Below are 26,775 nucleotides of genomic sequence, written 5' to 3' on the forward strand. Positions count from 1 at the left end.
TCTCTCCTCCCCTCTTAATAAACTGAAAGTTTTTTCTCTAAAATCTTTTGTAGGTAATTAAAGAAGCCTATGATTATCCAGTACATGATTGCAACTACCACATAACTTTCAAAGAATTTATAACTAGCTGCCGCCTCCATTTGAGCCTTAGCTAATAATTCTACAACTCCTAAAGTAAATGCTAATGAAGATCCTTTTACTGTATCTACAAATATATTACCTAAAGGAGGTATTGCTATTCTAAATGCTTGTGGTAAAACTACTCTTTTTAAAGCTTGAGCCCTTGTCATACCTAATGATAGACATGCTTCCATTTGCCCTTTATCTATGGCATCTATTGATGATCTTAATATTTCTGCTATGTAAGCTGATGCATTAAGTCCTAAACCTATTAATGCTGCAGTAAATGCACTCATATTTTGAAGTGAAGGTATTACCTGTGGCACACCAAAATAAAGTAAAAATAATTGTACTAAAAGAGGTGTTCCTCTAAAGAATGATATGTAAACCTCAGCTATTTGCTTTAGTACAGGAATTTTGTAAACCCTTATCATAGCAAGAGCTATACCAACTATTAATCCTAATATCATACCGAATACTGATAAAGATATTGTTACGTTAATAGCCTTTAATAACATAGGTATTAAATCTAATGAATACATAAAATCAAAACCTATACTATTATTTTTATTATTATCTATAATATTATTACTATTTTCTTGGTTATTAGGAACACTTACATTCATTCCTAGCCATTTTTCAGAAATAGATTTAAGAGTTCCATCTTTCTTCATTTCATCTAAAGCTTTATTAACATTTTCTGATAAATCTTTGCCTTTTTCATCCTTAACAAAAGGATAGGCATTTTCTATTTTATCTATTGGTTCTCCAGCTAGTTGTAAATTTAAATCTTTTTCTTTTATGGCAGCTATAGCTGAAACCCTATCTATTACTACAGCATCTATTCTTCCAAGTAAAAGTTCATTGAAAGCAGCATCTGTATTTTGATAAGTTAATATTTTTATCTCATTATTTTCATCTTTATCTTTAACTATTTTCTCATAGTTACTTCCAAGGTCAACTCCAACCTTTTTGCCCTTTAAATCGTCAAAGGATTTAATTGAATCATTGCCTTTTTTAACTATTATTTGAGCCCCACTATATACATATGGCTCTGAGAAATAATACTTTTCTTCTCTTTCTGGAGTTACAGTTATTTGATTAGCTATTGTATTAACCTTTCCACTTTCAAGCATTCCAAATAATCCGCTGAAAGAAGCTGTTTTAAACTCAACATCATACCCTAATCTCTTTCCTATTTCATTCCATACATCAACTTCAAACCCCTTAAGTTCTCCACCCTCTAGAAAAGTAAATGGATAATATGTTCCTGAAGTTGCTACTGTTATCTTTTCTTTATTAGTGCTATTTTTTTGAATGTTATTACTATTATTGCTACAACCAACTAATACCATCATTAAAATACTTATTGTTAGAAATAATAACATTAATTTTTTCTTCATTAGCTTAACCTCTTTCCATTTTAATATAGTTCCAATTATATTAATTCCCATCAAAATTGTCAACTTTGATTTTTATTTCGTATTAATTATATTTAGCCTTTATATAGAAATTATGTATTTTTAATATTAAAATGAATATAATGAATTATTTTTTAATAAGGATGGGTATTATATGAAGAAAAATTTAATATTTTATTTTTCAACCTCAGGTAATTCACTTTACACAGCTAAGGAAATAGCTAAACATCTAAAGGATGCAGAAATAATCTCCATAGTAGATGCTTTCTATAAAAAAGAGTTTAAATATGAAGCAGAAACCATAGGCTTTGTATATCCTATTTATGCCTCTGGCCTTCCTCCTATGGTAAGTGAATTTATCTCTAAATTACAATTAAATAAGGATTCATATATTTTTGCAGCTGAATGTACTGGTGGCGGAAAAGGCATAACCTTCTCTATGATAAATAAATTACTTTATCCTAAGAACTTAAGTTTATCTAATGGGGAAAAGTTTTTACTTAACTCAAACTATGTAAGAATGGGTAGAAATCCTAAGGTAGGAGAAGATGCAAAAAAAGTAATTGATTCAAACAAGTTTAAAATAGAAAATTTTACTCTTTCAATATTAAATAGGGAGTCTAAAGACTTAAAGGAAAAACATACTAGAATTAATTTACTTTTATATAAACTTTGGAAAGATGGTTTTAAAAATAAAGATAAGAATTTTAACACCAATGAATTTTGTACTGCTTGTGGAATTTGTGCTAAAATCTGTCCAAATAAAAATATAGAAATTATAGATGAAGGACCTAAATGGAAAGGAAATTGTTGTGATTGTATGGGATGTGTAAATAACTGTCCTCATAAGTGCATAAATATAGGAAATAAAACTAAAAAGAAGAATAGATATAAAAATCCATATATATTAACCTCTGAGCTTCTTAGAAAGTAAGAAATACATCTCTTAAGCTCATATTGATTTCTAGATAAGGGTAAGAAAATTTCTTAATAAAGAATAAAAACTATAAAAAATTAATTTAGCTCTAACTCTGTCTAGAAATCAATATTCATTTTAAATATAATTTTATTTTAAATTATCTAAGGATTTTTTTATATTTTTTAGCTTTATTATTGTCTTTTTTAACTCATTAAATATGAATTCATCTTCTATAGAAGCATACATGAAGGTAAGTTTATCCTTTAAATTCACAAGCTCCATATACTCTTCAAATTCAAAATCTCTTATTATATTTTTTTCCCTAAGAACTTTAAAAGTTTTCTCTATATTCTCTGGCATATCCCATCCATTAGAAATAACAGCATAGTTTGATAAATCTAAAACTGCTTCAATAGAACTTCTTAATAAGTACTTTGTACTATCCACATTTTTAAAATCTTTTAAAAACGCCTCTTCTCCTAGTCTATTTAATATTTCTAACTTTTTAATATTTTCACAAATAAACTTTAAATCTTGATTTATTCTGTTTTTATCTACTGACATGTATTTCACCTACTCATTTGTATTTGTTAAATATATTATATATCATAAACCTAAAATTTATTTTATAAGTAATTAATATTTAAATTTTCATCACAAAAATTTTTATTAATTTATATTTATTTTAAGTGAGTATTAATTTTAAAATAACTTTAAAAGTAAAAAGGGATAAGTTATTAAACAACTTATCCCTTCTCTTAAATAAAAATACCTAATAACTTAAGCAAACTCATGTAAATTAAATTACCTAATACCTTTATTTAAGATAAAACTCTAAGATTACTATAAGATATCAAAGAGCTTTTTATTAGAATATCTAATCTTAGTTCAGTAAAAGTAATTATCTCTTCTGATTAAGATTTATATTCTAAAATTTTAGTTACGCCACTTCCGTAAGAAAAATAATTCTTACCTTGCCATACACTAAAATTTTTTTAAATGTAACTTTCGGTAGAAATTTTTAAGTTATCTCCTCCACGTTACATTATTATATTGTCCTTTTTATTAATTTATATACATAAATCTTTTAATTTTATTTCTTCTTTTACTTTCTTTTTCTTTAAATCTACACTATAGATTTTACTTGGATACTGACTGCCCCACTCTTCAGTTCCAGTTAAATAAATCTTATTATCTACAATTCCTATAATACTTTGAACATGTTGATTTTTTGAAAGCTTCACACTCTCCCAAATTTCCTCATTAAAATCATACCATCTTAGTTCCTTATATCTACTATGCTCCTCTGAAAACCAATTTATTTTTCCTGGATCTCTCCTAATAAAAAAGAAAATTTTATCTTTAACTATCTTGCTATAACTATATTCTCCATAAGTTTTTTTAGCCATATCATCCTTATTAAACTTGTCTAAATCAACTTTAAACCTTTTATTATATGCTAAATCAAAAAACTGCCCTTTTCCATTTCCTAAATCCTCATATTTATAGCCATTAACATATTCACTTTCATCTATATCCTCTTTTATACTTTCATCTCTTATACTTTCATCTTTTAAATTATTACACTTTATTTTTTTAACTTCATCCTTTTCAAATACTATTTCATACTTGTCTACAATTTTATAATCATTATTTCTTTTTTGTAGATATAATTTTTCATCATTAATAACTAATTCGCAAGAAAAATATTCCTCATCTTCTGCTTTAAAATTCAATTCATTTTTAGTCTTACATTCACTAGTAAATTCTTTCACGGTTTCAGAATTTACAAATTTACTAATAATATTTTCTCTAAAAAACATAATTAGAGTAATTAATGTTATTAGTACTAAACTAAATAAAACTCCACCTAAAACCTTTCTTTTTTTCATAAAATCCCCTCACAAATTTTACTGGCTTAATTCTAAAACTTTTATATTTGATATTTTTATACTTCCCTTTTCTTTTTCTCCTATAATTAAATATTTTCCATCATTATTCCATAAAATCTGTGGTGTTGGATCAATATAATCCTCTCCATACTCCTTTATAAGAGCAGCTTTATTATATTCATAATCATAAACTTTTCCTTCAGCTATGGTTTTGTTATTCCCTATCTTTAAAACCTTAACCTCCATGTTCCCTCCATTTTGAGAAAGATAAAAAATCTTATCTCCTAATGGAGCTACTTTCTGAGATAAAAAGAATCTTTCTACGTCTAGATTAGATTTATATAATTCTGTGGTGACTTTATTTCTTAAATCTATCATTTTAACTTTTTCTCCCTCACTACTTCCACAATGAAATAAAATTTTTTCATCATTTAAAAAAGCTAAATCATAGTAAGCTTCCCCTTTTTCTAATAAATCAACTTCATCTTTTAAAACTTTTTCTTTTAAATCTAAAGAATATATTTTACTTGGAAATTGTTGACCTTTCATATTACTTCCTGAAATAAAAACTTTATTATCTACTACACCTATTAAACTTCTCTCTAAATAAACTTCTTTAGGTACTTCAATACTATCCCAAAGTTCATTGTTAAAGTCATACCATCTTATTTCTTTATAATCTCCATCTTTATCCCAAATTCCTTCTCCCCAATCAAATCTTCTATTTATAAAAAAAATCAAATAATCTTCTAAAACATAATATTCTTCTGATTCCTTTAAGGTCTCTTCTGCAAAATTATTTTTATTAAACTTCTCTATATTAACTATCTCTTCTTTTTCATAATCTTTACTAAAAATCTTCCAATTGCCATTTCCTAAATCTTCAAACTCACAGTTATCTAGTATAAATTCAATATCTCTAAGATTTGGAGCTTCTTTTAACTTTTCAACTTCAACCCTCTTAGAATTATTTCCTTCAAAAATAATTTCCTCTGTTTTTAAGAGCTTTCCATCCCTATTTCTGCTTTCTAAATAAAGTTTTTCATCCCTCACTAATAAGCTTTCATAGTCATATAGTCCTTCTTCTAATTTAAAATCATGCTCTTTAATAACCTTTATTTTATTATTTTCAGAATCCTCAGCAGCATTATTAGATAGTATATATAAATCCCCTCCATACTTATTAGTATTTTTATAACTTATAAAGGAACTTATTAAAAGTCCTGTAGTAACCACCCCAGCTAAAACCCAAATTAAAATTTTACCCCTTTTCATAAATACTCCTTTCAAAATCTTCTTATAAAATTACTATTTGCTTTTATTTTACACAGGAGTTTTTTCTAAAAAATTAAATCTTATTACCAAAATATTTCCAAAATTAAATATATAAATTATTTAAAAATAATACTAACCTTTACCTTACCGTTAGAATAATTAAATGAAATATCTCCTCCATATTTTTTTACTAGCTCTGAGCATATATAAAGACCTAACCCATTTCCCCCTAACTCTCTAGATTTTTTAGTATTCTCTCTATAAAATGGCTCAAATATTTTTTCTACTCCCTCACTACTAATCTCATCACTTAAATTCTCTATCTCTATATGCTTTTCTTCCTTATCTTTAAATAGACTAATCTCTATTTCACTACCTTTTATTGAATACTTTATGGCATTATCTAAAAGATTTATAATAATTCTCCTTATTTCATCTTCTCTACACATAAACTCAATATCTTCTAAATTATTAGAAATGCATATCCCTTGTTTATCTCCCTTAACTTTAAAATCTTCACATAAATCCTCTATTAATGTTTTTAGGTTTACATTTTCTATTTCTCCACCTTCTATGTCGCTTTTGTTTTTAGAAATTTCAATCAAACTTACTATAAGTTCATGCATTCTTTTGCTTTCCTTGTTTATTCTCTCTAAAGCAAATTTTCTAAAATCATTATCATGAAAATCTTCTTCACTCATAATTTGAGCATATCCTGAAATATTAGTTAATGGAGTTTTTAACTCATGAGTAATATTATTAAAAAACTCTGTTCTAGTTTTTTCTAATGTTAAAACCTTTTCCTTTTCTTCATTTATTTTTTCAATCTGTTCCTCAATTTTATTTGCCATTTTATTTACTCCACAGGCTAAATCTCCTATTTCATCCTTTGAATTAACTTTTAAGTTTATTTTAAAGTCACCATCACCAATTCTTTTAAAAGAATTTTTTATATAATTTAAAGGATTTATTATTCTCTCAAAAAGAAAGTATGTGAAAATTAATATAAGTAAAAATGTTATTGAAACAATGAATTTTATATTGCTCATTAAATCTCTTAACTCTAAATATTCCTTTGAATAATCCTTGCTTAAAAGTATATTTCCTAAAAAACTCTCATCAACATAAACTGGAAAAGCTAAGTATGCTTTAACAGCATTTTCATCTCTATAAATGTTTAATGCAGCCTTATTCTTATTTGCTTCTTTTAAAACATCATAGCCCCCATCCTTTTCGTAATCAAAGGAAAAATCATCTAAATAATAACTATATTCCTTTTCTAAATCTTCATTAAAAACATCAATTTGACACTTTCCCTGTTCACTAATATCATTTGATATTTTAGGAATATATCTATTAAAATTCCCCTTGTTTCCTTCCAAATTGTTTACTTGAAAATATAACCTTAAAATACTGTAGCTACTTTTATATAAAGAATCCATTTCATTTTTAATTTTATTTTCATGATAATTAATAAAAGCTTTACCTAAAAAACAATTTAAAATTATAAAGGCAATTAGAAATATTATTAAAAATCCTCCTGAAAATTTATGTTTAACTTTCATATTTTTCACCTTTAAACATATATCCTAATCCAAAAATAGTTTCTATTATTTCCTCATTATTAAGCTTTTGTCTTAATCTTCTTACATGAACATCAACAGTTCTAAAATCTCCAAAATACTCATCTCCCCATACCCCATCTAATATCTGATCTCTAGATAAGGCTATATTAGGATTATCTAAAAAATATAGTAATAGTTCTATTTCTTTTGGCTTCAATCTTATCTCTTCTTCATTTAAATAAACCTTTCTTGACTGCCTTTTTATTTTAATAGAGCCAATTATGAATTCATCTTTAACTGTACTTTTATTGCTTTCCTTTAAAAATTTATCTTTTCTTCTTAATGCAACCTTTACTCTTGCTACACATTCTCTTATATCAAAAGGTTTAGTTATATAATCATCTGCTCCTAACTCTAGTCCTAGAACCTTGTCCACAATATCATCTCTAGCTGTAAGCATTATAATATTTGCATTTAATTTATTTAACTCTCTACAAACATCAAATCCACTAATATCAGGTAACATCAAATCTAAAATCACTAAACTAGGATTAAACTCTTTAAATATATCTATACCCTGTCTTCCTTTATCAACACATCTAACTTTAAATCCCTCTTTCATAAATGAGTATCTTAAAATATTTTGTATATCTGGTTCATCCTCAATTATTAAAATCTTTTCTTCCATCTCTTTCTCCTCTACCCACATAGTTAAATTAATTTTACTATATTTTTCAAATTTAATTGTTATCAACTCTTTACCAAAATAAAAAAAAGGCATGTATCAAATAAATTTTAAAAAACTTAAAAAGCATTCTCTTCATATTATTTGTAAGTTTTTTATTAGCTTTTGATACAAGCCTCTTTTATTAAATTTAATTTTAATCCTTTTATTGATATATTACTCCATCAATATTAGATAATATATCATCAATTTGATAATCATTTATATTTATATCTATATTTCTACATCTTAATTTTGCTATTAATTCATTCTTTTCATCTTCAAATATTGATGATTGCTGAATACTACATATAAGGTCTTCTAGCTTATATAAAATGCATAAACCTTCATATGCTCCTAAAGCTGTACATATATTCTCTGTTGATTTCCACTCTGTCATATCATATTCTGAATAATCTACTTTATCACAATAAGAAGTGATTTTTTCTTGATAATATCTGTTTATGTATGCCTGTGCCATATCACTTTCTTCAAAGCCTACTACACTTCCGTCAGGCATAACTAAAATATAGTTATTTTCTGGTGCTTCGTATGGATTCATACTAATCGCCTCCTACTCTTTTTTATTTTATTTTAGTTTTCCCTCACCTAAAAGCCTTATACTTATATAGTTTTGGAATATACTTTTCCATTTTCAGCATATATTATAAGTTTAAAATTTATTTTCACAACTTTATTTAAATATATAATTATCACTTTCTATGTTTATAATTTCTGCATCTGTATTTTCTTCTACAAAATCTATTAAATTTTCTAATGTTGAATCAACTTGCTTTTGATCTCCGCAAACTGCTGAAATTCCTATAACTATAATTTGATGAATATCTTGTTCATGAACCTCTCCTACAGAAACATTAAATTTATTTTTTAATCTTTGAACTATGCTCTTAACCACCATTCTTTTTTCTTTTAAAGAATGTACCCAAGATGCTCTTAAAGTTATTTTTAAATTTAAAACTCTCATAAAATCACCTATTAAATTCTCATAAGAATATTGTTTATTTCTTCACTTACAGTAAGCCTTTCATTTTCAATCCACTCTAAGTCAAAATTTAAATTAAATCTCTTGCTAAAAGAATAATACATATTTACCATTTGATAATAAGTTTCTAAGTCATATAAAGTTCCTGAATAACATTGAGGTTTAAATAGTTCTTCTTGATCATTTATAAATAGCTGATCAACAAAATTTAAAAATTGATTCATTAAGTCATCTTTAGATATATCAAAAGGAATTTTTAAAAGCTCCCATTGAATTTCTTCAAGAAGTTTATATGATTTTAATCTTTCTAATATTATTAAATATTCACTTATATCCATTTTTCTATAGTATGGAACTTCACATTTCTTTGTACTCCATAAAGCTAATTTTTCATTTAAAGGAAGATTATCAATTTCTAATATTGCATCTGAAGGTCCTAAAACTGCTCTTTTTATACTAATATCCTCTTCCTCTAATCTCTCTTCAATAAATTCTTTATTATCTCTATAAGTAGCTACATATCCAGTATCATATATGCCTTTTCTTCCTGCTCTTCCTGCAATTTGTTTAACCTCCTGCGAAGTTAACTCTCTCATTTGTTCTCCATCAAATTTACTTATTGATAAGAAAATAATTCTCTTTATAGGAAGATTGACTCCCATTCCAATGGCATCAGTTGTTATTAAAATTTTATTTTTTCCAGTTATAAATTCTTCATACTGCTTCTTTCTAACCTCTGGTGGTAAATCTCCATAGATTATGGAGCATTTAATTCCCATCTGTGAATATTGCTCAGCCATTTGAAGAACTTTTTTCTTTGAAAATAAAACTAAGGCATCTCCCTCTTGAACATTTTTAGGATGAAAACTTTCATCTTCTACAATAAGTGGAATATCCCTATGATATTCTATAATCTCATAGTCATCTCCACAATCTTCTATAATTTCTTTTAATATATTCTTAGCATTAAAGGCTCCACATATATGTATTTCAGTACAATATAAACCAAGTAAAGCTCTAGTCCAAGCATACCCTCTTTGTGAATCATCTATCATTTGAATTTCATCTATAACTGCCACATCATATCTTTCATGTATATTAGCTTTTTCTATGGTGCATGATACATGTGTTGCATCTTCAAATAATATTTCTTCTTCTCCAGTAAGAAGATTACATTTAACACCCTCATTATTCAATCTTTCAAAGTTCTCTAAAGCTAAAATTCTAAGAGGAGATAAATATACACCTTTTCTAACCTCTTTAAGTCTCTGCATAGCAGTATAGGTTTTTCCAGTATTCGTTTCTCCTAAGTGAAGATAGAATTTTCTTTTAAGCCTTCTTGTATGAAGATATTCATCCTTTGGATTTGCTGGAAACTTCTCATCAAATTCCTTAGATATTAACTCTGGAATATGATGTTTTACAAGAAGAGTCATAATTCCTGAATTAAGAAATACATTGTAATTGTTTCTTAAAACTTCATAAAAATCAAAATTAGTATCATTTTTCTTATTATAATTTTCTAGAATTCTCTTTCCTACCTCTTCTAATAATTCTTCATATCTATCATAAAGAGATTCATATCCTTTTAACCCTTGATCTTTCATCTCTTTTAATTGCAATATTTTTTTTCTTAAGGTTGATTCATGTTCAAAAAGTGCTCCTGCTTTTGAATGTCTTACTATGTTTTCTATTTGATTTATTTGACCTGATAATTTTTTATACTCCCTTTGAGCCGCATTTTTTTTCATTAAAATTCCTCCGAGTTAAAATTCTATAATAATTTAACCTATATATTTTCATTGTAATCTTTTTCTATAAATATCTCAAACAGTTAAAATTTTTCTCTCCCTTTTCTTATTTTCTTCAAAATATATTTTAATATTAGTCCCTTTATAAAAGTAAATATTTATTTTATTGAAAGCTTATCTTAAATAAAACTCCTCACTAATTTTAATATGCTATAATCTTCTTATACATAATTAAAACTTAATATAAGGAGATACATATATATGTTTATAATTACTTATAAAATGCCAAAGGAACTTGTTGATGAACAAATAGAATTACTTCAAATCAATGATATATTTAATGTTTATTATGAGTCTCCACTAGACATAACAACAGATATGTTTGGATATGGCTATAAAGAAAAGGAAAATGTTATTGTTGATTTAAAAGTAGCCTTTGATGGTAATTTAGAAGACTTTGAAAACTTTAAATCTCAAGTTTCTTCATTACTTAAAGAAACACCTTCTTCAATAGATGAAGTTAAAAATGAATTTGAAGAATTTTATATTGATCCAATTCATTTAAATGATCAATGGGTTTTATGTGCCCCAACTGATAACTTTGAAAATAAAAAAGAAATTTTCTTTACTCCTCAAGGTGCCTTTGGAACTGGATTACATGAAACTACTCAAGACATATTAAAATTCATAGTTGAAGAAGATTTTGAAGGAAAATCTCTTCTTGATTTAGGAACAGGTTCTGGAATACTTTCTATAGCTGCTGGAGTAAAAGGTGCTTCAAAAATAGTAGCAGTAGATATACGAGATGTGGAAGATGAAGTTCTTTTAAATGCTTCTTTAAATGAACTAGAAAATATAGAAGTAGTAGTTGGAAATGTTCTTCATGAAGAATATAAATTAAATGAAAAATTTGATTGGATATTTATAAATATTGGAGGAGAAGAAACTGCAATGTTTATGGATTTTATTGAAGAACACATAGAAAAGACAGGAAAGCTTCTAGTTTCAGGCTTAGTTGAGTGGAGCTTTGATTGGGTTAAAGAAAAAGTTGAGAATAAAGGCTTTAAATTAAATAAAAAATTCCAAACAAATGAATGGTGTACTGCAATATTCTCAAAATAAAATAACTAGCTTTAAAGATATTAGATAATCTTTTCTTTTACAGAAAATTATCTACTATCTTACTTTATATTGGGCGTGTATCCAAATAACTTTTAATAAAGCTTACAAACAATATGAAGAGAATATCTAGATGAGTTTTAGAATTTAAATTATTATGGAGAAGATATTACGTTAAAAAACTGAGACTGTTTAGTATCTTAGGAATACAATCTCACAAAGTTCGATTGCATAAGTTCAAGATTCCAAATTAAAAATTTGGGCTTTCACTTAAGTTTCGAAGTTTTAGTAATGTCTTCGGAGTAATAATTATAAATTCTTAACGAAATCTAGTAATTCTCGGAATATGTTTGTAAGCTTTATTATTATATTTTGATAAGTCTCTTTACTAAAAATATGTACTAAGAAAACTACAAACTATTTGATATTAATCTATTTATAACTTTATTAGTTATCATATATTTACTTAAAAGTCCTGTAAATACTCCTGTTATTACTCCACTTAAAATCAACACTGGTAAATAATATAATACACTTGTTGTTTGAAAAAGAATCATTGCTATAATAATTTGTCCTATGTTATGAGCTATTGCTCCACCTACACTAACAAACCATATTACCTCTTTCCCAACTATTTTCATTAAAAGAATCATGACTAATAAGCACATTAAGCCACCAGATAAACTATATAATAAACTTACTACTTGTCCAGAAAACATACTTCCTAAAAGTATTCTTATAATAAGAACTGTTGAAGCTTCTCTAATTCCATATAAATATAATACTATCAAGGTTATTATATTAGCCAAGCCAAGCTTAACTCCAGGTATTGGTACCAAAGGAGGAATGTGAAGCTCTATCATAAATATAGTTAAAGCAATGGTGGTTAATATTGATAATCTAACTATTTTATTAATATTATTCATAAATATCCACCTTTCCTTTAATAAGTTTTTGTATCCACTTCATTTTCTTCTCCTCCTTCAATTTTTATTATTAAATTATTTGGAAGACAAGCTATTGGTAAAAGAGAATCATGTATTTCTCCAGTTTCCATACAAACTTTATCATGACAAGTAGCCTCAATTACCTTTACTCCTGTTTTACTAACTTGAAGAATATTATAATGCTCTTCATCCCCTATTTTAATTTCATAACTCTTCTCTACTTCACTTAAATCAATAGATTTTATAAGTTGTCCATCTTTATATATCTTAGCTACTGGATTTTTAACTTTTTTATTATGTATAAAAAAACATAACAAAGTAGATAACAATAAAATCGTAAAAATTATTACCACTTGAACTTTTTTATTCATTTACATCCCCCTAAATCCTTTGTTATCCAAGTTGCTTGTTTCTATGAAGTCCATATTATCTTTTATAAATAATGCCTCTACCCCATCTAATCCTTCAATAAGTTTCTTAGCTTTTTCTGCCCCTAAAATATAAGTAGCTGTTGATAAGGCATCTGCATCTATTCCATTTTTAGTGATTATTGTTGAACTTATAAGTCCCTTTTCAGCTGGATAAGCAGTGCTAGGATCTAATATATGATGATATCTAACTCCATCTTTTATAAAATATCTTTCATAATTTCCTGATGTTACCACAACTTCATCATTAATTTTTACAGAAGCTGAAATCTCATTCTCTTCCTTAGGATTTCTTATTCCTATGCTCCAATTTTCATTATTTATCTTATTTCCTAAGGCAACAACATTTCCCCCTAAATTAAGTAATGCTGAATTTATTCCTTCTTCCCTTAAAACTTTTCTCATTTCATCTCCAGCATATCCTTTTCCAATGGCTCCTAAATCTAATTTTATATTTTCATTTAAAAATCTTATTTCCTTAGTATGAGGATTTAATTCTATATTCTTATAATTTTTTAAATCTTTATACTTATCAATTAAAGTTTTTTCAGGTATATTAGCATGTTCTGTTCCTATTCCCCAAGAATCAATTACATGTCCTATAGTTGGATCTAAAGCTCCATCAGTTAAATTAGCATAATATATAGATTTTTCTATGACATAATATAAATCATCTGATAACTTAACACTTTTATGAAAAGCTTCAGAATTTACCTTGCTAAGCTCACTATTCTCTATATTTACTGACATCATATTCTCAATGTCCTTTGCTCTATTAAAAGCTTTTTCTAAGGCTTCCTTAGCATTATCTCCATATGCTACTCCACTAACTACAGTACCTAAAATCTTTTCTGTTTTTTCATAGGAATTAACTTCTTTATTATTGCTTTCCACTTTTTTTGAATTATCACAAGATATTAATCCCATAGAAAGTATAGAAACTAATAAAATAACAATTGCTCTCTTTTTCAACATATATTTTGACTCCAATAAATATCTCTTAAAATTTAAATACACATTTAGATTAAAAGATGACTTTGATTAAGCAAAATCATCTTTTAAATCTAATTAAGTAAACTTATCTTTAAATAAGTTTATTTTTCTTCATAATCATAACTATTTTTTATTAAACTTCCAAAAATATTTCTATTTAACTAAGCTTATCTTTCCATCTTTTATTATAAATGTACATTCTTTATATCCTTTTGATTTAATCTTTATGATATTTTCATCTTTATTGAAATTGCCAATTCCTATGGCTATAGTACTATCGCTCTCTAATATATTGTAACGCCCTGCACTATCTCCCCAGATTAAAGGTTTTTTCTCATATTCAACATCATTTATATAAACACTCTCTACATTTTTAAGCCATTCATCCTCTCCTAAAAACTTAAGATCGTATTTATCACCAAAAAAGCTTTTAGTTATTGTTGGAATATTACCAGAGAAATCTTTCTCAGCAGACTGTTTATTTTCTTCAACTTCTTTATTTTCTTTTTCTACGTCTTGCTTCTCTGCTTCTTTCTTAGAATCCTCTTCTTTAACTTCCACTTTTTCTTCTACTTCCTTAGCTTCTTCTTTATTTCCGTCCTTATTTTCTACTTTTCCATTCTCTTTTTCTTTAGCATCCTCTTTATTTTCATCTTTGTTTATTGAGGATTCTTTGTTTTCTCCCTTTTGAGCTTCTTCTTTTTCTTTTATTTCTTCTTTACTCTCTCCCTTTTTACTTTCCTCATTTTTAACTGCTTCTTTATTTGTATCTTCACTTTCAACTTTCTTTTCATCCTGAACTAAAGTTATTTTTCCACCTTTAATAATAAATGCATATTCCTTATATCCCTTTGATTTAATCTTAATAAGATTCTCACCTTCATTATTGAAGCTTTCATATCCTATGGCTAAAGTTTTATCAGCTTCATATATAGCATAACGCTCTTTTGATTCCCACCATGAAAGCCCTGATTTATATAGAACTTCGTTTACTGAAATATCTGTTATATTCTTTAACCATTCTTCTGAATTTAAGAATTTAATATTATATTTCTTTATAAGTATTGATTCTTTGCTTATGCTTATATTGTTAGTAAAATCTATCTCTTTTTCTACTTCTGATTTTTCTTCAATATTAGCACTTTCTTTTTCTTCTTTATCTAATACTATTTGTCCATCCTTAGATATTATAAAAGTAAAATCATTATAACCCTTAGCTTTAACTTTTATTATGTTATCTTCATTTTGTTTAAAGCCTTCATATCCTATTCCTATATTATTATCACTTTTATATACAGCATAACGGTCTTTTGAATCTCCCCATACAAGACCTGATTTATATTCAACTCCATTTACAGAAACCCCTGTTATATTATTTATCCATTCTCCTGAATTTAAGAATTTAATATCATATTTCTTCATAAATGTTGATTTGCTATCAATTTTTACATCTATTTTAGGTAATTCTTTTTTCTCTTCTATAATCTCAGTTTTTTCATTACTTTTTTCATCACCTTTTGTAATGTTAAATTCAAATTCCTTTTTACCATAATATTTTGAGTCTATTTCTAACTTATAATTTTTATCTTCTTTAAATAAGCCTGATTTAAGTGTTAATTTATTCTCTGAAATTTCATAGTATGTATTTCCAGAACTTCCCCCTTGTTCTTTAGTTAGTAGAAGTTTTCCATCTAACTTTATACTATTGATATTCTTAATAAAGTCTTCACTTAAACCTGTAACTATTACATCTTCCCCTGTTTTATATTCTTTTTCTAATTTTAGGCTTATATCATCTAAGATTTTTTCAAGTTTTGTCTCAATAACCTTATCCTTATAACCAGTAGCTGAAATTGAAATTTTTATTTTATCTCCTTTTACAACTTTACTATTTATTATTAATTGATTGTCCTTTATAGAGTATAAACTCTTATCTAATTCTTTTATGCCCCCATTTATTGTTATGGATTTTATATTTTTTAAATAACTTTCATCACTACTTTCAAGAATTAAATCCTTATCCATAACTGCACTCTTAATCTCTAAACTTGGAGTTTCTAAACCAAGCACAGTTCTAAAGTTTTGAGCATCACCTAAAAGATTATCCTCTAAAACTTCTTTTACGTTATATGGTCTATTTTTATATTCCTTACTATTTTCATTCTTTAGGTATTCATCATAAGTTAGATAATCACCTTTTAAAGCTGCATCCTTCACGGCATTTAGATAATCTCTAAAATCATTTATGTGAGTTCCATCTTCATTCATTACCGCATCCCAAGAAATAGTATTTAACTCAAATCTTTTAGCTATTCCCTCTGATTCCTCTGTTCCAAGACCTAATTCATTTAATATTAAAGCATTTGCAAGTAAATCATGGTTATAAATTAAATTTGTTTGCATTATAATACTTGCACCTGATGTTTCCTCAGAGCCAGAATTATCTGCTCCCTTACTTGAGCCAACACTTGCACTACTTAGGGTATCTACAGATGAAGGCTTAATTTCTTTATTTGTTATCTTTGAAGTTACAGGTTTTATTTTAATATTATCCTTAGAATTATTTTTCTCTGATGCAATAACTTCATTTTTAATTACTTCAAAATCCTTCTCTGCTTTTTTAAATCCATCAGCATATATTTCTAAAGTGTACTTTCCTGGCTCTAAAAGATTTCCTTCTTCAGTATCTACATTTTCAGCATAAACTGTAATATACTCTGAAATAACATGATAATCCTTAAACTTAACTAGCTCTTTTCTAACATTGTTATGTGTTAAAAATACTCTATTAACTGGATTTAAAATAGCATAGTTAAAGTTATCAAGCTTAAATCTTACATCCTCTCCAGTTCTAGGATTCATCGGATAAGATACTAAAACCTTAATAGGCTCAGCTTGTACTATGTTAACAGAAATTGAAGCCCAATCTTTTCCTTCTGAATATATTTTTATAGTATGTAATTTATTATTATCTAAAGCCTTTTGATTTCCCTTAATAATAATTTTATTTCCGCTCTTTTCAAATTCTAAGTTTCGCTCTAAACTTGGATTCTTTGTTGCATCCTCAAGGGTTACTTTATTTATTTTTTCAAACCAATCTTTTTGTTCATCAGTTTTTAATTCACATTGAATATTTATTGGTGAATTTAATTCAACTTCATCCACCTTAAACATAGGAATGTAACTAGCCTTTTCTTCCTCATTATTTAAATTAAATGTAGTTTTTGCAGTGCTAATTCTAAGATTTCCATGCTTATCATAATTTCTTTGATGATAATCCCAAACAGGCATATTAGTAAAAGTTAATATTTTACTTGGTGCCGCACTAGCTGTTTTTGAAATTGAACACGTTGATATTGCTATAATAGCTGTTAATATACTTAGTTTTTTCTTATTCATTACCTTCACCCCTTACTTTACAAACTTATAAGTTCCTTCTTCTCCAGTTTTCTTACTTTTAACTTTTATTGTATTGTAGCCTAATTTATCTATTTCCCATTTAACAATTTTTCCACTGTCATCAACATTACTTGGATTTATAAGTTTGTAATTTCCATTATCTAAAACATATAAATCATAATCATTTATAGTTCCTTGATTAAAAGTAACTACTATATATTTAACCCAACCTAAATCAACTAATTTTGTATATTTTTCATTTATAGCTTTTTCTATAAAAGAACCTGATTTTGTACTATTGTTACTAATTAAATCCTTTATACTATTATGTTTTTCTTCTTTAGAGGCACTACTTATTGCATCCTTACCACTATTATTTTCTACTTTACTTACCACTTGATTATTTATGTTATTTTCTTTTGAATTTGTTCCATGATTATTTTCTGAAGCACTACTTACTGTATCTTTTTTCACATTATTTTCATCTGAATTTTTAGAAATAAGCTGATCTTTATTTATAGCTCCATCTGTTTTGCTAGAATTATTAGACTTTACAGAAGCACTGCTTATTACATCTTTACTTGAATTATTTTTATTTACTTTGCTAGAACTAGGTTGACTTTGACTTATAGCTTCAAATCCATTTTTAGAAGTATTTGTTTTTATTGAAGCACTACTTATTGCATTTGATTTATTTTTATTTGAAGTTGTACCTTTAGAATTTATTTGACTTGAAATTTTTGATTTACTATTATCCTTACTTGATGCACTACTTAAGGCATCTTTTTTATTACTATCTTCATTATTTTTAATATCACCGTTTACATCTTCATCATTTTTAGATGCACTGCTAGTTGTATCATCATTAGAATTTTCTTCTTTTGTCATATCTTTATCTTTTTCATTAGCTTCTTCACTATTCTCAGAGGCACTAGAAACAACAGCTTCCTCCATAACACTATTATTTTTCACATTCATTTTTGATTTAGCAGCAAAACCTACGGCAATTAAAACCAAAAATGAGGCTAATCCTATAATTATTTTATTTTTATTTGACATGTTTATCCCCCTTAAAATTTTTATAAAATTAATTTGTTCCCCCCTAATTTAATTTTACCTAATTGATAATGATTTTCATTAATATTATATTACACTTTGAAAATATGTCAAGTTTTTTAACTTATTAGAAATTATATGTTAATAAACAAAAAATAAGCGTAAATTAGCACTATTACTAATCTACGCTTATTCGTAATTTCTATATTAAGGGTCTTATCATAACCAAAATTTTATTTTCTATATCTCCTGATTCTACCCTTTCTTCTAACTTGAAGAATCCAACTGACCTATAAAAATTTATTAATTTATCATGTTTACCATCTGCTAATATCTTAACTCTTAAAAGCTTATAACCTTTTTCCTTGTAAAAGGTTGCTACATTATTTATAAGCTCCTCCTCAAATCCCTTCTCTTTATATTCATCTAACATTTTTATGAAATAAATATCTGCTGATTCCTCAGTTAAAGATTTCATTGAAAGAAATCCTATTTCTTTCCCTTTTTCTATATATGCATAAAATGGAATTTGCTCTATTTTCTTTATAATTCTCTCAATAATATTTTTATTATAAACTTCATTCTCAAAATCACTTATTAAGTTATATGCTAAATCCTTCTTTAACTCTATATTATCAATACTCTTTATCATAGCCTCTCCTCCCATGTTTATAGCTATATTACTTTTCTTATATATTACACCAAAATTTATCTTTTAAAAACGATTTTTTACATTAATTCCGAATAAATGTTAATTTTATTTTAAAAACTTATTAATTTTCTATTTATGTTAATTTTTTACTTATCCAATTATTACTTTAATTATTATTCCATATATTTTTTTCTTAATGTATTTTTTATTGTTTTGATTTTTTTATCTATAAAGAGTTATTATTAAATTGAAAATTTAAACAAATTTATAAAATTGGGGGAATTTATATGGAAGCTGGTTTAGTTAATCTAATTACAAGCAAAGATGAAAACTGGGACAAAAGATGGAAGTATAACTGTGCAATGTTTATATTATGTTATATTTTCATGGGGGCTGTCACAGGAATAACTAATGACTCTTATTTATCTTATTTAAACATCACTGTTCCTAATGTAGTTAAAGCACTTCCTACCTATGCATCAATTGGAACATTCATAATAGCAATGCTTTTACTATTAACTCATAAAGTAGGATTCAAGAAATTAATATTACTTGCACCTATTCTTTCAGTTCTTGGTTTATTGGTTTGTATATATAGCAAAAATGGTTTAATCATAACCTTTGCATATATAGTTGTCAATGTTGGTTTAGGAATGTTTGACTGTATTTATCCTGTAATGTTTACATCATATACTCCTAGAAAAGAAAGAACTAAAATGTTCTCTAGAGTTATGTACTGTAACCTTATTAGCCAATCAATTTTAACATTTTTCAATGGTAAAATTGTTGTTTGGAAATTTGCTAAATCTTTAGGTGTCTCTTATGATAATGCTTCTGTTTTATCAGAAAATCAAGATGCCTTAAGTTCTGTTCAATTAATGGCATATTCAGATTCATATAAATTTGTACTTTGGATTGCAATAGCCTTAACAGTAATAGCTTCAGTCTTTCTATTATTCTTAAAAGAAAAAAGTGAAGATTATAGAGAAACTCCTGAAGAAATTCAAGCTAGAAAAGGAGAAAAAGCCTTTGACTTCAAATTATTCGCTAATAAATATGTTATCTTATGGATTCTTATATTTGGAATAGTAAGATTTGGTGCTTTATTGGTAACACCATTCTTCCCAATTTATTTAAATAATTTCTTACATATAAGCAGAGGTACTGTATCATCTATCATAACATTCCAAACAGTATCTATGGTAATCGGTTACTTCTGTACCCCTTACCTAGAAAAGAAATTTGGTTCAATAGTAACCATAGCCGCAACTACTATACTTTGTGTACCACTTATGTTATTAATGGCTAACGGTGCTATGTTTGGAAGTAATGTTGCTATGATAGTAGGTATAATACTATTTTTAAGATCTGGTATAGCAAATGTTTCTGCTCCAATACAAAGTTCTTTACCATTAACCTTTGTTCCTAAAAATTTAGTTTCAGCTTATAATTCACTTATATTAGTTGTTAATTCACTTATAGGAATTGTAGCTGGTATCTATACAAGATATTCTTTATTAAAGACAGAATCTGGTTATGGAAAAGCTTACTATATAGCAGGTGCTCTTTATCTAATATCTAGCATATTACTTCTTATAGTATTTACTAAAAAATATAATAGAGCTAATAATGATTCTGAGGTAATTGAAGCTGATGCCGAAACAGCTGTATCCTCTGTAGATGATAGTATAGAAGAAACTTTAAAATAATTATAAATTAAATACTCTGATTAAACATATGATTTATGAATAAGTTTAATCAGAGTATTTTTTATTTTTCCTATCTAATCTAATATAATAAATTTTCAAAATATATTTTATATAATAAAGTAAATTAATTAGTAAGATTAAACATATTAAATATATCAACTATTCCATATCCCCACTCTGGATTTGGATAAGTATCCCCTTTTCTCTTTCTTGTACCTCTTGCAATAAAAGCTTTTAAAGTTTGAGAGAACATATATGGATAATTTCCTTCAACAATTCCCCATTGAAAAAGTAAAACACAAATCCCAGCTACTATAGCCGCTGCAACACTTGTACCATTTGCTAAAGTTGTTTTATTATCTGGTGCAACAGTAAGTGCATCTACTCCTCCTGCAGCCACATCTATTATATCAATATAATTATCCTGAAATCCTCTCCCTGAATAATTTAACTGTGTATTATTTAATTGATTATATGCAGCTACTGTTATTACAGAAGAACTAGTACCTGGGACAGTTACTGTTCCATATGGGTCAGAAGGTATCATCTTAGTTGCAGTTTTACTTACTCCCCTTGGAGGTAACCAAATATCATATCTTCCCTCTATTTCCTTTAACCCCCTAAATTTAAAACTCCATGTTCCAGCTTGAACATTGTCTAGTATAACTAATATGAGAGAATCTTCATATATTTCTTCAGGTACATAATAACTTACTAACACTGTAGTACGCTCAATTGTAAAATCATACCTATCCCCTTTTCCAAAAAAAGGTTGAATTATTCCTGTTGTTCCTCCAGTAGGTGAAACTATTTCTATGGAAGCAATACTAGGTATTTGTACCCAAACTTCAATAATAATCTTTTTTTGATTTTCATCTATATTAAATTCATGGGTAGTTACTTGACCATCAGGTTTTATAGTTCCTGATCCGTGTAATAATGCAGTTCCTTCATTTCCAGCACCGGTAACTAAAGCAATTCCTCTATTTATCAATATAGAATCTAAAAATTCTTCTAACATACTTGTTCCTTTATGACTTCCTCTATTAGTTCCCAAAGGTAAATATATAATCATACTTTGAGATCCCTTTAAAAAATATGAATATAAATATTGTATTCCTGTAAATATCTCAGTTATATTATAAATAGGTATGTTTATTTCATACTCTTTTTTATAATAAAGTGACTGTGCAAGCTTTACAACTAAGAACTTACAATCTGGTGCAACCCCCTTTAACCTAGGATTTTTTCCTGATGATCCAATTATTCCTGCCATTGATGTTCCATGACCCACTTCATCTTTTGATGGAACTATTGTATATGGATCTCCTCCTTCTCTACTAAGTCTTATTGCTCTATTTATATCTTCTTCTGAATAAAAAGTTCCATAAGGTAAATTATCATTACTTGAACTCTCACTTGAAATTGTTTGATCCCAAATTCCTAAAATTCTTGTATTACCATCTGAATCCATAAACTCTTCGTTTAAATAATCTATTCCAGTATCTAAAATTCCAACAATAACCCCTCTACCTGTTAGATTAAAGTATGATTGTATTTGAACATATTCAACATTTGCTGCCTCTAAAGGGCTTATTTCCTGAAGTACATATCCTTCTGGATTTTTTATATAAGTAATGCTATCTATTTCTACATCTCTTCCATTTTCTTTTTTATATTTAATCATAGATATATCATTTTCATATTCCTGTAAGTTTTTATCAATAGTTATTATGGCATATCTATTATTAATTAAGGTTGCATATATTCCATTTTCACCACTAAACTCTCCTATAATATCACCTTGATACTGAACTAAATAATTTAAATAATTTTCATTATTAAATACATTCTCTGGAGCTGAAGACTTAAATTCCATTTTATTCCCCTCCATAATAAAAATCAGAAGGCACGCTAACTAACATCCTTCCACAATAATACTCAGTATAATCTTCATTAACCTTAGCACTTCTATAAGGTGCTAAAGGAACCGCTATTATATTTTTAAATATTTCATATAAATCTAAATATCCATATCCAGTATATTCATTAGGATATGTTTGTCCCGGAATTCTAGTAGCACCATATATTAAATAGCTTCTTAACTTGCTAGAATTCATTGTTCTATCATTTCCATTTATAATTCCCCATTGAAACAATAAGGCACATACCCCTACAATTATTGCCGTTGCTGGAGAACTCCCTGACATTCTTCCAACTCTATCGCCAGGAAACATGGTCAAAATATCCTTACCTGCAGTGGTTATATCTGGATTTATCCATCCATTAATATTAAAACCTTTTCCAGACTCTGCTAATAAAGATTGAGTTTGACTATTATAATAGGCTACACTTATTATATATCTAGCAGTAGATGGAACCATAAGGGTATTTAATGGATTAGGGCTAAGAAATTTTGTATTTTCAGGCAATAAAGAGCTTGGAGCTAACCATACATCATATCTTCCATTGGTTATATAATCTCCTCTTAATTCAAAAGTCCATATTCCAGGCTTAATATCTTTAAAATCTATATAAATAAGTTCATTTCCTGTAAAGGTATCAGGAACATAATAGTTAATATTAACACTGGTATCCGTTAATATAAATTTGAATGATCTCTCTAGAGAAATTTTAGCATCTATGAATGAAGATTCTTCTCCACTAGGAGATTTTATATTTAAGGATACTATATTAGGTCTTTGAATCCAGAAAGCTAAGTTAAAATTTTTTATTTCTCTCGGTATTGATAATTCAACTTTTTCAACACTATTTTCAAGTTCTATAACTCCAGATGCATGTCCTTGTGCACTTCCCTCATTTCCAACTCCAGCAACTACAGCAACTCCTCTTATTGAGCCAATTGTAGTTAAATATCTAGAAAAAAGTCCTCTTCCATCATGACTTGCTTCAGTGCATCCTATTGCTAAACAAATTACTAGTGGTCTCTTAAGATTAAAGGCATAATTTTTAAGATACTCTATTCCAGCTATAATTTCAGCTTCATTATAAACTGGAACATCCTCTATTCCATTTTCTCTAAATGCTTTTTCATAGCTAAGTGAAGTTAATAATTTTACAATGGCAAAATCACAATTAGGTGCAATACCTTTAATATTCCTATTATATCCACGGGCTCCTATTATGCTAGCTAGTTTAGTTCCATGTCCTATTTCATCTCTACTATCAACAATATCATATGGATCTCCTCCATCTGCCTTACTTTTAATAGCATTATTTATGTCTTCATTATTAAATATGGATCCTACATAAACTGAATCATTAGGTTTTTTAGTACTCTTTTGGTCCCAAATAGTAAGTATTCTAGAGGTATCATCTTCTCTCATAAATTCCTTATTAAGATAATCTATTCCCGTATCAACTATTCCAACTATGACTCCGCTTCCATCAAGTCCTAAATAAGGATTATTTACAATTGTGGATATATTATCAGTTTCTTGTGGAGATACCTCCTGTAAAACATAAGGCACTCTTGTCTGTATATAAAGAATTGATGGAACATCTTTTCTTAGTTGTTTTAAATACTGTGGTGGTGTTGAAACAACACCTAAGGTATCAGTAATCGCGTCTCCACATGCATAAGGAATTTTTTCTAACTCTTCTTTTAAATTTCCTCTATATTCAACTAAATAATCTGGAGAATCTTCACTTAAAAAGTTTGGACATTGTACTGATTCTATGGCTCCTCACCTCTTAAAATTAACTCTTATTTTAATTTACTCTATAATTTAAATAATGTTACAAATAACTCTTTTCTCTCTGCCTAATCCTTTATAAAAAACCTATAAATTTTACATTAAACTTTAAATTCAAATTACTATCTAAAAAATATTTCTGCAAACAAAAAATTGCCACCAATCAACTTTTATATAGTTAAATTGGTAGCAATTTATTTATGAAATCATTCTATTTATACTTATAAAATAATTTATTTCTTATTTAATTTTACAACTGTCTCTACATGAGGAGTGTTAGGGAACATATCCATAAGTAAAGTTTTTTCTATTTCATATCCCTTAGCTTCTAAAACTTTTAAGTCAGTTACTAGAGTTTTTGGATTACATGAAACATATATTATTTGTGGAGCATTAAATTTTATAACGTAGTCTAATGCCTTTGGATGTACCCCACTTCTTGGTGGATCTAAAATTATTATGTCTGGTTTATCCTTAACTGTTTTTATAACCTCAGCTACATCTCCAGCTATAAAGTTACAATTATTTAATCCATTTAATTTTGCATTCTCATTAGCTGCCATAGCTGCCTCTTCTATAAGTTCAATTCCAATAACCTTAGAAGCTTTTCCCGCTGCTATTTGACCTATTGTTCCTGTTCCACAATAAAGATCAAATACTACCTTATTGTCAGCAGCTCCCATAAAATCTCTCACTATGCTATATAGCTTTTCAGCTCCTAGTGAGTTTGTTTGGAAGAATGAGAATGGAGATATTTTAAAGTTTAATCCTAAAAGATTTTCTGTTATAAAATCATCACCATATAGAATGTTTACTTTCTCTGGTATAACAGCCTCTGATAAAGCATCACTTTCTGTATGTATTATTGATTTTAATTTTCCTTTTAAGTTTAATCCTTTTATAAGCTCAGTAAACTCTGTTAAATCAAAATCTATTTGAGTTGTAGTAACTAAATTAACAAGAATTTCTTCTGTCTTAACACTTTTTCTTACTACTAGGTATCTTAAATACCCTGTTCTAGGCATTATTTTATAGAAAGGTAATCCTTTTTCTCTGAAATATTTAACTGTTGTATCTAGTATATTTCTAAAATCTTCATCAACTAATACACACTTATCAACATTTACTATTCCAAAAGATTTTCCCTTCATATGCATTCCAAGGGTAAGTTCTCCACCTTTTTCTTCGTCTCCAAAAGTGTATTCCATCTTATTTCTATATTCCCATTGAATTGGACTAGTTTCTATACCTAAAAACTCTCCTGTTGGAACTTCAGCCTCTTTAAATAAATCTTTAACTTGTTCAACCTTAAGCTCTAATTGTTTCTCATAAGGAATTGTTTGAGAAGAACATCCTCCACATACTCCAAAGTGTGGACACTTTTGGTCTTCCTCATAACTAGCTTTTTCTCTTACTTCAGAAACTCTAATTTCTGCATACTCTTTTCTTTTTTTAGTTACTCTACCAAAGACTTTTTGTCCTGGGAAAGTATTTTTAGCATAAACTTTTAATCCATCTACAAAGCCGAATCCTTTAGCAGGGAACTCTATTCCCTCTACTAATAATTCTATTTCATTACCTTTTCTCATTAGTTGTCTCCCTTACTAATAAATTATTTATTTTCTAAAAACTTTTTCACCTAATGTTAATTTGAACTTTCTACCTTCCATTATAGCTCTGTAAAGTATGTTCATAATAACAAATATTACAAAATAAAAAGGAATTCTTCCTTCTAAAGATATCTTATAGCCAAAAGGTCTCATTAGCAAATCTACTATAAAGAAGGCTGCTAAAGATAATAATAATACTACTGTTTGATCTATAATTCCTTCTAATATTCTTTTAAAGAAAGAAGTCTCTTTCTCACCTTTTTCACCAATATCTTTTTTGTCTTTATCTTGTTTATTCATAAATTCCTCATCAATAGCCATAGTATTGGTATCTAATGATATACTCTCTAATACCGCTGCTTCTTTTTCATATGAGTCCATTTTCTCATTTGTTACTGATGTTTCATCACTTTTTAAAGCATTTTCTTGCTCTTTAGTGAATTTGTTATCGTCCATAATATCCTCCTAAAAGCATT

22 protein-coding genes are annotated in these 26,775 nt (G+C 27.3%); 3 read left to right on the top strand and 19 right to left on the bottom strand.

Translation table 11 applies throughout. The annotated features are described in order from the left end of the window. Positions 1–14: 14 nt before the first annotated feature. The gene (locus tag CPF_RS11450; RefSeq protein WP_003455090.1) at positions 15–1,523 is read right to left on the bottom strand and encodes an ABC transporter permease subunit; all 1,509 of its coding nucleotides are present in this window, start codon (positions 1,521–1,523) and stop codon (positions 15–17) included. A 172-nt stretch (positions 1,524–1,695) separates the two neighbouring features. Between CPF_RS11450 and CPF_RS11455 the strand changes: the two genes are divergently transcribed. Next, positions 1,696–2,475 (top strand): EFR1 family ferrodoxin, encoded by a 780-nt coding sequence (locus CPF_RS11455; RefSeq protein ID WP_003455000.1) that lies wholly within the window; start codon positions 1,696–1,698, stop codon positions 2,473–2,475. Positions 2,476–2,607: 132 nt separating this feature from the next. On the opposite strand, the gene CPF_RS11460 is transcribed toward CPF_RS11455, so the two are convergent. The 8 genes from CPF_RS11460 to CPF_RS11495 all read right to left on the bottom strand — a co-directional run bounded on the left by CPF_RS11460 (position 2,608) and on the right by CPF_RS11495 (position 10,670). After that, positions 2,608–3,024: a DUF86 domain-containing protein gene (locus CPF_RS11460; protein ID WP_003454898.1), complete on the bottom strand. Its 417-nt coding sequence runs from the start codon at positions 3,022–3,024 to the stop codon at positions 2,608–2,610. Positions 3,025–3,530: 506 nt separating this feature from the next. Then, positions 3,531–4,352, bottom strand: a complete 822-nt coding sequence (locus CPF_RS11465; protein WP_011591047.1) for a hypothetical protein — start codon at positions 4,350–4,352, stop codon at positions 3,531–3,533. Between the two features lie 18 nt (positions 4,353–4,370). Beyond that, positions 4,371–5,627, bottom strand: a complete 1,257-nt coding sequence (locus CPF_RS11470; protein ID WP_011591048.1) for a hypothetical protein — start codon at positions 5,625–5,627, stop codon at positions 4,371–4,373. A 116-nt stretch (positions 5,628–5,743) separates the two neighbouring features. Continuing rightward, on the bottom strand, positions 5,744–7,192 hold the full coding sequence (locus tag CPF_RS11475; RefSeq protein WP_011591049.1) for a sensor histidine kinase: 1,449 nt from the start codon (positions 7,190–7,192) through the stop codon (positions 5,744–5,746). Continuing rightward, positions 7,182–7,880: a response regulator transcription factor gene (locus CPF_RS11480; RefSeq protein ID WP_011591050.1), complete on the bottom strand. Its 699-nt coding sequence runs from the start codon at positions 7,878–7,880 to the stop codon at positions 7,182–7,184. The genes CPF_RS11475 and CPF_RS11480 overlap by 11 nt, the downstream gene beginning before the upstream one ends. Positions 7,881–8,082: 202 nt before the next feature. Continuing rightward, a complete protein-coding gene (locus tag CPF_RS11485) occupies positions 8,083–8,478 on the bottom strand; it encodes a hypothetical protein (RefSeq protein ID WP_003451775.1) in 396 nt (131 codons plus the stop codon). A gap of 132 nt (positions 8,479–8,610) precedes the next feature. Further along, on the bottom strand, positions 8,611–8,901 hold the full coding sequence (locus CPF_RS11490; RefSeq protein ID WP_003451429.1) for a DUF503 domain-containing protein: 291 nt from the start codon (positions 8,899–8,901) through the stop codon (positions 8,611–8,613). 11 nt (positions 8,902–8,912) lie between these two features. Next, positions 8,913–10,670 (bottom strand): SUV3 family DEAD/DEAH box RNA helicase, encoded by a 1,758-nt coding sequence (locus CPF_RS11495; protein WP_003451399.1) that lies wholly within the window; start codon positions 10,668–10,670, stop codon positions 8,913–8,915. 261 nt (positions 10,671–10,931) lie between these two features. Between CPF_RS11495 and CPF_RS11500 the strand changes: the two genes are divergently transcribed. Then, a complete protein-coding gene (locus CPF_RS11500) occupies positions 10,932–11,792 on the top strand; it encodes a 50S ribosomal protein L11 methyltransferase (protein WP_011591051.1) in 861 nt (286 codons plus the stop codon). 407 nt (positions 11,793–12,199) lie between these two features. Here the strand turns inward: CPF_RS11500 and CPF_RS11505 are convergent, their stop codons facing one another. The 6 genes from CPF_RS11505 to CPF_RS11530 form a co-directional block, all read right to left on the bottom strand. Next, the gene (locus CPF_RS11505) at positions 12,200–12,715 is read right to left on the bottom strand and encodes a Gx transporter family protein (protein WP_011591052.1); all 516 of its coding nucleotides are present in this window, start codon (positions 12,713–12,715) and stop codon (positions 12,200–12,202) included. 17 nt (positions 12,716–12,732) lie between these two features. Continuing rightward, a complete protein-coding gene (locus tag CPF_RS11510; protein WP_003463119.1) occupies positions 12,733–13,107 on the bottom strand; it encodes a NusG domain II-containing protein in 375 nt (124 codons plus the stop codon). Beyond that, positions 13,108–14,139, bottom strand: coding sequence for an FAD:protein FMN transferase (locus CPF_RS11515; protein ID WP_003473292.1), 1,032 nt, complete (start codon positions 14,137–14,139; stop codon positions 13,108–13,110). A gap of 171 nt (positions 14,140–14,310) precedes the next feature. Further along, positions 14,311–17,556 carry a hemoblobin-interacting domain-containing protein gene (locus CPF_RS11520; protein WP_011591053.1) on the bottom strand — a complete coding sequence of 1,082 codons (3,246 nt, stop codon included), beginning with the start codon at positions 17,554–17,556 and terminating at the stop codon, positions 14,311–14,313. Between the two features lie 12 nt (positions 17,557–17,568). Continuing rightward, positions 17,569–18,615 (bottom strand): hypothetical protein, encoded by a 1,047-nt coding sequence (locus CPF_RS11525; protein WP_011591054.1) that lies wholly within the window; start codon positions 18,613–18,615, stop codon positions 17,569–17,571. A 199-nt stretch (positions 18,616–18,814) separates the two neighbouring features. Further along, on the bottom strand, positions 18,815–19,264 hold the full coding sequence (locus tag CPF_RS11530; protein WP_011591055.1) for a GNAT family N-acetyltransferase: 450 nt from the start codon (positions 19,262–19,264) through the stop codon (positions 18,815–18,817). Positions 19,265–19,551: 287 nt separating this feature from the next. Between CPF_RS11530 and CPF_RS11535 the strand changes: the two genes are divergently transcribed. Continuing rightward, positions 19,552–20,973 carry an MFS transporter gene (locus CPF_RS11535; protein WP_003455192.1) on the top strand — a complete coding sequence of 474 codons (1,422 nt, stop codon included), beginning with the start codon at positions 19,552–19,554 and terminating at the stop codon, positions 20,971–20,973. Positions 20,974–21,097: 124 nt separating this feature from the next. On the opposite strand, the gene CPF_RS11540 is transcribed toward CPF_RS11535, so the two are convergent. The 4 genes from CPF_RS11540 to CPF_RS11555 form a co-directional block, all read right to left on the bottom strand. Beyond that, complete coding sequence (locus tag CPF_RS11540) at positions 21,098–22,852, bottom strand: S8 family peptidase (RefSeq protein ID WP_003455029.1); 1,755 nt, start codon at positions 22,850–22,852, stop codon at positions 21,098–21,100. A gap of 1 nt (position 22,853) precedes the next feature. Further along, entirely contained in the window at positions 22,854–24,674 is a 1,821-nt protein-coding gene (locus tag CPF_RS11545; protein ID WP_373581377.1) for a S8 family peptidase, read from the bottom strand. A 248-nt stretch (positions 24,675–24,922) separates the two neighbouring features. Continuing rightward, positions 24,923–26,278 carry a 23S rRNA (uracil(1939)-C(5))-methyltransferase RlmD gene (rlmD, locus tag CPF_RS11550; RefSeq protein WP_003454771.1) on the bottom strand — a complete coding sequence of 452 codons (1,356 nt, stop codon included), beginning with the start codon at positions 26,276–26,278 and terminating at the stop codon, positions 24,923–24,925. Between the two features lie 27 nt (positions 26,279–26,305). Continuing rightward, entirely contained in the window at positions 26,306–26,755 is a 450-nt protein-coding gene (locus CPF_RS11555; RefSeq protein WP_003454831.1) for an RDD family protein, read from the bottom strand. Positions 26,756–26,775: the final 20 nt, after the last annotated feature.

This window comes from Clostridium perfringens ATCC 13124 (assembly GCF_000013285.1).
Classification (GTDB): Bacteria; Bacillota; Clostridia; order Clostridiales; family Clostridiaceae; genus Sarcina; species Sarcina perfringens.

What these genes read in the sequence shown, in the direction of transcription:
- CPF_RS11515 (WP_003473292.1), bottom strand. Translation starts at nt 14,139, where the DNA reads ATGTTGAAAAAGAGAGCAATTGTTATTTTATTAGTTTCTATACTTTCT.
- CPF_RS11555 (WP_003454831.1), bottom strand. Translation starts at nt 26,755, where the DNA reads ATGGACGATAACAAATTCACTAAAGAGCAAGAAAATGCTTTAAAAAGT.
- rlmD (WP_003454771.1), bottom strand. Translation starts at nt 26,278, where the DNA reads ATGAGAAAAGGTAATGAAATAGAATTATTAGTAGAGGGAATAGAGTTC.
- CPF_RS11480 (WP_011591050.1), bottom strand. Translation starts at nt 7,880, where the DNA reads ATGGAAGAAAAGATTTTAATAATTGAGGATGAACCAGATATACAAAAT.
- CPF_RS11510 (WP_003463119.1), bottom strand. Translation starts at nt 13,107, where the DNA reads ATGAATAAAAAAGTTCAAGTGGTAATAATTTTTACGATTTTATTGTTA.
- CPF_RS11525 (WP_011591054.1), bottom strand. Translation starts at nt 18,615, where the DNA reads ATGTCAAATAAAAATAAAATAATTATAGGATTAGCCTCATTTTTGGTT.
- CPF_RS11535 (WP_003455192.1), top strand. Translation starts at nt 19,552, where the DNA reads ATGGAAGCTGGTTTAGTTAATCTAATTACAAGCAAAGATGAAAACTGG.
- CPF_RS11475 (WP_011591049.1), bottom strand. Translation starts at nt 7,192, where the DNA reads ATGAAAGTTAAACATAAATTTTCAGGAGGATTTTTAATAATATTTCTA.
- CPF_RS11470 (WP_011591048.1), bottom strand. Translation starts at nt 5,627, where the DNA reads ATGAAAAGGGGTAAAATTTTAATTTGGGTTTTAGCTGGGGTGGTTACT.
- CPF_RS11465 (WP_011591047.1), bottom strand. Translation starts at nt 4,352, where the DNA reads ATGAAAAAAAGAAAGGTTTTAGGTGGAGTTTTATTTAGTTTAGTACTA.
- CPF_RS11455 (WP_003455000.1), top strand. Translation starts at nt 1,696, where the DNA reads ATGAAGAAAAATTTAATATTTTATTTTTCAACCTCAGGTAATTCACTT.
- CPF_RS11495 (WP_003451399.1), bottom strand. Translation starts at nt 10,670, where the DNA reads ATGAAAAAAAATGCGGCTCAAAGGGAGTATAAAAAATTATCAGGTCAA.
- CPF_RS11460 (WP_003454898.1), bottom strand. Translation starts at nt 3,024, where the DNA reads ATGTCAGTAGATAAAAACAGAATAAATCAAGATTTAAAGTTTATTTGT.
- CPF_RS11485 (WP_003451775.1), bottom strand. Translation starts at nt 8,478, where the DNA reads ATGAATCCATACGAAGCACCAGAAAATAACTATATTTTAGTTATGCCT.
- CPF_RS11540 (WP_003455029.1), bottom strand. Translation starts at nt 22,852, where the DNA reads ATGGAATTTAAGTCTTCAGCTCCAGAGAATGTATTTAATAATGAAAAT.
- CPF_RS11520 (WP_011591053.1), bottom strand. Translation starts at nt 17,556, where the DNA reads ATGAATAAGAAAAAACTAAGTATATTAACAGCTATTATAGCAATATCA.
- CPF_RS11450 (WP_003455090.1), bottom strand. Translation starts at nt 1,523, where the DNA reads ATGAAGAAAAAATTAATGTTATTATTTCTAACAATAAGTATTTTAATG.
- CPF_RS11505 (WP_011591052.1), bottom strand. Translation starts at nt 12,715, where the DNA reads ATGAATAATATTAATAAAATAGTTAGATTATCAATATTAACCACCATT.
- CPF_RS11530 (WP_011591055.1), bottom strand. Translation starts at nt 19,264, where the DNA reads ATGATAAAGAGTATTGATAATATAGAGTTAAAGAAGGATTTAGCATAT.
- CPF_RS11500 (WP_011591051.1), top strand. Translation starts at nt 10,932, where the DNA reads ATGTTTATAATTACTTATAAAATGCCAAAGGAACTTGTTGATGAACAA.
- CPF_RS11490 (WP_003451429.1), bottom strand. Translation starts at nt 8,901, where the DNA reads ATGAGAGTTTTAAATTTAAAAATAACTTTAAGAGCATCTTGGGTACAT.